Source organism: Kitasatospora sp. LaBMicrA B282 (assembly GCF_050325825.1).
Taxonomy (GTDB): domain Bacteria; phylum Actinomycetota; class Actinomycetes; order Streptomycetales; family Streptomycetaceae; genus Kitasatospora.
In genome coordinates this window covers 1-5,999 of record NZ_JBNQTI010000286.1, presented here as the reverse complement: position 1 = coordinate 5,999, position 5,999 = coordinate 1, and the positions used below count along the sequence as shown (strand labels likewise).

General features: G+C 75.9%; 5 protein-coding genes. 3 read left to right on the top strand and 2 right to left on the bottom strand.

Annotation, left to right across the window (positions count from 1 at the left end):
* The coding region (locus tag ACQRUO_RS38190; protein ID WP_428320781.1) for a DUF4139 domain-containing protein at positions 1-1,235 on the bottom strand (1,235 nt) is incomplete at its 3' end.
* A 215-nt stretch (positions 1,236-1,450) separates the two neighbouring features.
* Between ACQRUO_RS38190 and ACQRUO_RS38185 the strand changes: the two genes are divergently transcribed.
* From ACQRUO_RS38185 to der, 3 genes are all read left to right on the top strand, one after another.
* The gene (locus ACQRUO_RS38185; RefSeq protein ID WP_428320780.1) at positions 1,451-2,536 is read left to right on the top strand and encodes a prephenate dehydrogenase; all 1,086 of its coding nucleotides are present in this window, start codon (positions 1,451-1,453) and stop codon (positions 2,534-2,536) included.
* Between the two features lie 115 nt (positions 2,537-2,651).
* The gene (cmk, locus tag ACQRUO_RS38180) at positions 2,652-3,368 is read left to right on the top strand and encodes a (d)CMP kinase (RefSeq protein ID WP_428320779.1); all 717 of its coding nucleotides are present in this window, start codon (positions 2,652-2,654) and stop codon (positions 3,366-3,368) included.
* A gap of 146 nt (positions 3,369-3,514) precedes the next feature.
* Positions 3,515-4,963 carry a ribosome biogenesis GTPase Der gene (gene der, locus ACQRUO_RS38175; RefSeq protein WP_428320778.1) on the top strand — a complete coding sequence of 483 codons (1,449 nt, stop codon included), beginning with the start codon at positions 3,515-3,517 and terminating at the stop codon, positions 4,961-4,963.
* 219 nt (positions 4,964-5,182) lie between these two features.
* On the opposite strand, the gene ACQRUO_RS38170 is transcribed toward der, so the two are convergent.
* Positions 5,183-5,848: a hypothetical protein gene (locus ACQRUO_RS38170; RefSeq protein ID WP_428320777.1), complete on the bottom strand. Its 666-nt coding sequence runs from the start codon at positions 5,846-5,848 to the stop codon at positions 5,183-5,185.
* Positions 5,849-5,999 lie beyond the last annotated feature (151 nt).

The window sequence follows — 5,999 nt, the reverse complement described above, 5'->3', positions numbered from 1 at the left end:
CCGTAGCCGACCGGTGCGGGGGCGCCGGGAGCGCCGGGGACGGGCAGGCCGGCGACGGCGAGCGGGACGGGCGGGGCGGGCAGGGCGGAGCGGGCGACCGCGGCGGCCCGGCGGTGCCGCGGGGCCATCACCGGGCTGCCCACGGGGAGCGGGAAGTCCTCCTCCGGCCTGGTCAGCTGGGCCAGGTCGTAGTCGCCGAACAACTCGTCCAGCCCGCGCGGCGGCTCGCGCCAGCCCGACGGCGCGGGGGCCGGCTGGCGGCGGCCGATCCGGATCGAGCGCAGCTTGGGCGGCTCGGCCGGGCGGAGCAGGTCCGCGGTGGAGAGCGCGAGCCGGACGTCGTGCCAGTCCTCGCCGGTGGTCTGGGCGATCGCGGCCCGCAGGGTGAGCGTGCCGGTGCCGGCGCCGCGGCGGTGGTCCAGCCGGTAGGTGGGCAGCCAGCGGGCGCCGGGGACGCGGTACTCGAGCTCGACGGTGAACGGGGTCGTCGGGGCCGCTGTGGCGTCGGGGGACTCCGGGCCGGTCGGGGTGTGAGGGGTGTCCGGGGAGTCCGGCGCGTCCGGGCCGGTCGCGGTGTCCCGGGTGAGGGTGACCAGGGCGACCGCGCGGGTGCCGACCGGGGTGCGCAGCTCCGCGGTGGAGGCGAGGTCCACCCGGGCGCCGAGTAGTTCGCGCTCCCGGACCGCCTGCCGCAGCCGCTCCTCGGTCTCGGCGGCCGCCGCGTGCAGGGCGCCGAGCCGCTCCTCGACGAAGTCGGCCAGGGTGAGCAGCGCGTCCGCCGGCACCCGGCGGTGCGGGTCCTCCGCCCGGCGCTTGGGGGTGGTCGGGCGCACCTCGGCGAGCCGGGCGATCCGGTCGGCCAGCTGCCGCTCGCGCAGGCGCAGCGCCGCCTCGCGCTGCTCGGCCGCGGTCAGCCGCCGCCGCAGCTCGGGCAGCTCCGCCGGGTCGGTCAGCCGTGCCTGCGCGGTCAGCCGGACCTCGGTGACCCGCCAGCCCGCCGGTCCCGCGGGCAGCGCCGCGCGCAGCGACCCCGGCTCCGCGGTGTCCGGCAGGCCGGTGACGCAGAGCCGGAGCCGGCCGGGGTCGGTGGCCGGGTCGGGGCCGGCGGCGGTGGGCAGGGCGCCGTGGGCCAGCCGGCGGCAGACCGCACCGGCGGCGTGCACCACCACCGAGTCCAGCGTGCTGGGCCAGTGCGGGACGGGAGGTGACGTGGTGTCGGCCGGCAGATCGGTCATCGGGTTCCCCTTCTCCCCGGGCCGCCCCCGGGTCTCGCCCCGGTGGCGCCGCTACGGCCACTCAGTCTGCCCGGACCGGGTGACGGCTGTCGCGGAACCCCCGGCCCGGCGGGGCGCGGTCCGGGCGGTTGCGGGAGGATGGTGGCCGTCCGCCCCGGCGGACGACGGGCGTCCGCAACCGGCGGTGCCCCGGACCGCAGGAGAGCAGCAGCATCATGCGCACCGTCGCCGTCGTCGGCACCGGCCTGATCGGCACCTCCATCGCCCTCGCGCTGACCGGGCGGGGGATCACGGTGTACCTCTCCGACGCCGATCCGGACGCCGCGCACACCGCCGCCGCGCTGGGGGCCGGGATCGCCGAGGAGCCGGCCGAGCCGGTGGACCTGGCGATCGTCGCCGTCCCGCCGGCGCTGGTCGGCAAGGTGCTGGCCGACTGCCAGCGGCGCGACCTGGCCCACAGCTACACCGACGTGGCCAGCGTCAAGGCCGGCCCGCGCTCCGAGATCGCCGCGCTGGGCTGCGACACCGCGCACTACATCGGCGGGCACCCGATGGCCGGCCGGGAGCAGTCCGGCCCGTTGGCCGCCCGGGCCGACCTCTTCGACGGCCGGCCCTGGGTGCTCACCCCCACCCCGGACACCGAGACCGAGACGCTGAACGCGGCCCTGGAACTGGTCGCCCTCTGCGGCGGGATGCCGGTGGTGATGGACGCTGCCGCGCACGACCGGGCGGTGGCGCTGGTCTCGCACACCCCCCAGCTGCTCTCCTCGCTGGTCGCCGCCCGGCTGGAGCACGCCGACGACACCGCGGTGCGGCTGTCCGGGCAGGGCGTGCGGGACGTCACCCGGATCGCCGCCTCGGACCCGCGGATGTGGCTGGACATCCTCTCCGCCAACGCCGGCGTGGTCGCCGACATCCTGGAGGAGCTGGCCGGCGACCTGAACACCACGGTGGCCGCGCTGCGTGCCGTGGCGGCCGGGGACGAGGCCGGGCGCCGGACCGGGGTGGCCGACCTGGAGGCCGTGATGCGCCGCGGCAACCACGGGCAGGCCCGGATCCCCGGCAAGCACGGCGCCCCGCCCACCCGCTACGAGACGGTGGTGGTGGCGATCGGCGACCAGCCCGGCGAGCTGGGCCGGCTGTTCCGGGAGGCCGCCCGGGCCGGGGTCAACATCGAGGACGTGGCGATCGACCACTCGGCCGGGCAGCGGGTCGGCCTGGTCCAGCTCCAGGTGGAGCCGGCGGCGGTGGCCCGGCTGGTGCAGGCGCTGGGCGAGCGCGGCTGGGACGTGCGCGACTGACGGGTACGGGAGTGAGCGGGCCCCGGGCCGGGTGCCGCGGCGGCCCGGTTCGGGGTGTCGCGGCGGTCGTCTAACCTTGAGGTATCTCCCCGGGTGTCGAGAAGAGAGGTTCCCTGTGGACACTGCCGACCGAGCGCACGCCCCGGTCGTCGTCGCCATCGACGGACCCTCCGGCTCCGGCAAGTCGACCGTCTCCCGCGCGGTGGCGGCCCGGCTGGGCCTCAGCTTCCTCGACACCGGCGCCATGTACCGGGCGATGACCTGGTGGATGCTGGCCAACGAGGTGGACGTCACGGACCCTGAGGCGGTCGCGATCGCCTGCGGCAAGCCGGTGATCGTCTCCGGTACCGACGCCGACGGCCCGACCATCACGGTCGACGGCCAGGACGTCTCCGGCCCGATCCGCGGCCCCGAGGTGACCGCCCAGGTCTCCGCGGTCTCCGCGGTGCCGCAGGTCCGGGCCCGGCTGGTCGAGCTGCAGCGCGGCTGCGCCGAGCTGGCGCCGCGCGGGATCGTCGCCGAGGGCCGGGACATGGGCAGTGTGGTCTTCCCGGAGGCCACCGCCAAGATCTTCCTGACCGCCTCCGGCACGGCGCGCTCCGAGCGGCGGGCCGCGGAGCTGCGGGCCAAGGGCGTCGACGAGCAGACCATCGCCGAGATGGCCGCGGACCTCGACCGCCGGGACGCCGCGGACTCCTCCCGGGCCACCGCACCGCTGGTGCAGGCGCCGGGCGCGGTGCTGGTGGACACCAGCGAGCTGACCCTCCAGCAGGTGATCGACACCGTCTCCGACCTGGTGGCGCAGCGGGCAGGGCACCTGATCGCCGCCTAGCCGGCGGCAGCGGGACCGTGACCTCGGGCGTCAGGCGCCCGGGGTCGGACTTTTTGGATGTGGATTTTTCGCGCTGCCCGGTCGGCCACGGCCGGGCAGGAACGCACGGCGCCCCCTCGGGGCGCCGGGAAACGGGACAGACGAAGATGAGCAACGAGCACGTCGCCGGCCACGGCGAACTGGACGATGCCGAGTACGCCGAGTTCATGGCGCTCGCCGAGAGCGAGGGCTTCGAGGACGGCGACCTCGACCTGGAGGGCCTGGGGCACCTCCCGCTTCCGGTGCTGGCCGTGGTCGGGCGGCCGAACGTCGGCAAGTCGACCCTGGTGAACCGGATCATCGGCCGCCGCGAGGCGGTCGTCGAGGACCGGCCCGGCGTCACCCGCGACCGGGTGAGCTACGAGGCCACCTGGAACGGCCGGCGCTTCAAGGTGGTCGACACCGGCGGTTGGGAGATCGACGTCCTCGGCATCGACGCCCTGGTCGCCGCCCAGGCCGAGCTGGGCATCGAGACCGCCGACGCGGTGCTCTTCGTGGTGGACGCCACGGTCGGCGCCACCGACGCCGACGAGGCCCTGATCAAGATCATCCGTCGGGCCGGCAAGCCGGTGGTGCTCTGCGCCAACAAGGTCGACGGCCCGTCCACCGAGGCGGAGGCCGCCTACCTCTGGTCGCTCGGCCTCGGCGAGCCCTACCCCGTCTCCGCGCTGCACGGCCGCGGCTCCGGCGACCTGCTGGACGCCGTGCTGGCCGCACTGCCCGAGGCCCCGCCGCAGACCTTCGACGGCGTCCCGCTCGGCGGCCCGCGCCGGGTGGCGCTGATCGGCCGGCCCAACGTCGGCAAGTCCAGCCTGCTCAACAAGCTGGCCGGCGAGGAGCGGGTGGTGGTCAACGAGCTGGCCGGCACCACCCGCGACCCGGTCGACGAGATGATCGAACTGGGCGGCAAGACCTGGAAGTTCGTCGACACCGCCGGCATCCGCCGCCGGGTCCACCTGACCGCCGGCGCCGACTTCTACGCCTCGCTGCGCACCTCCGCGGCGCTGGAGAAGGCCGAGGTCGCGGTCGTCCTGGTGGACTGCAGCGAGACGCTGGCCGAGCAGGACACCCGGATCATCTCGATGGCCGTCGAGGCCGGCCGGGCCGTGGTCGTCGCCTACAACAAGTGGGACCAGCTCGACGAGGAGCGCCGCTACTACCTGGAGCGCGAGATCGAGCGCGACCTCGTCCAGGTGCAGTGGGCGCCGCGGGTGAACATCTCGGCGAAGACCGGCCGGCACATGGAGAAGCTGGTGCCGGCGATCGAGACCGCGCTGGCCGGCTGGGAGACCCGCGTGCCGACCGCCAAGCTGAACGCCTTCCTCGGTGAGCTGGTCGCCGCCCACCCGCACCCGATCCGCGGCGGCAAGCAGCCCCGGATCCTGTTCGGCACCCAGGCCGGCACCCGGCCGCCGCGCTTCGTGCTCTTCGCCTCCGGCTTCCTGGAGGCCGGCTACCGGCGGTTCGTCGAGCGCCGGCTGCGCGAGGAGTTCGGCTTCGTGGGGACGCCGATCTCGATCTCGGTGCGGGTGCGGGAGAAGCGCAAGAAGAAGTAGGGATAAGAGGTGTCAGGGGGATCGGGGATCCCCCTGGGGGACAGCGGTACGGCCCGGTGGCGAGGAGCCACCGGGCCGGCTGCTTTTCCGGGCGCTGCTTGTGGCTGCGGCTCGGGTGGTGCTCGGGTGGGGCCTGGCCGCTGCTCGGGCGCTGCCCGGGTGGGGCTTGGCCGCTGCTCGGGTGGTGCGTGCGTCCCGGGCGGCCGGCGGCCGGCGGACTCAGGCGCGGCCGGGCGGCAGGGAGAGCAGGTTGCCGCGGTGCCGGCCCGGGGTGGTCGGGGCCGGGACGCCGGGGGAGGGGACGGCCGGGGTGAGGTAGCCGGTGGCCACCCAGCCCTGCCCTGAGGCGGGCTGCTGCTGGTGCTGGGCGTGCTGCGCGTGCAGGTGGGCGTGTTGCGCCGCCTGGGGGTAGTGGGTGGCCTGGTACTGCGGGGCCTGGTGGTTCTGGTGGCCCTGGTGTGTTTGGTGGGCCGGGTGCGCCTGGTGGGCCTGCTGGTACGGGTGGTGAGCCGCCTGCTGCTGGCCGGGGACGAACTGCGGCGTCCCCGGGAGCTGCCCGACGTAGCTGGGGAAGGACTGGTGCTGCGGCAGCTGGCCCTGCGCCGCGGACCCGGCGGTCGGCGGGAGCGCGCCGTGGCCGTACCCGTAACCGAGGCGGTGCTCCTCGGCGCCGAAGTGGCGCTCCCGGACCGCGAAGCCGGTGAACCGCAGGTCCTCCTCGCCGGCGCGGTCGCCGGGCAGGGCGCGGAACAGGCGGCGGTACTCGGAGTACAGCTCGTCGTAGATCGGCGTCGGGGTGGGAGCGATCGGATGCTCCCCGTCGTACGACGGCCTCATCGCCGGGATCCCCCGGGTGGTGGTGGTCTGGCGGAAGGATGGGGTCACGTCGTAGCTGTACACGTAGGGCCCAACGAGCGAGCTCCGGCAGGGATGCGGGTCTGCGCCGGGCGGCCGAGGTGGGGTGGCGCGGTAAGGAGGTGCGGGGCGCGGGGGGTGACCGCGCGCCGCCGCGCGCCGGTGGGGCGGCGCGCGCGGC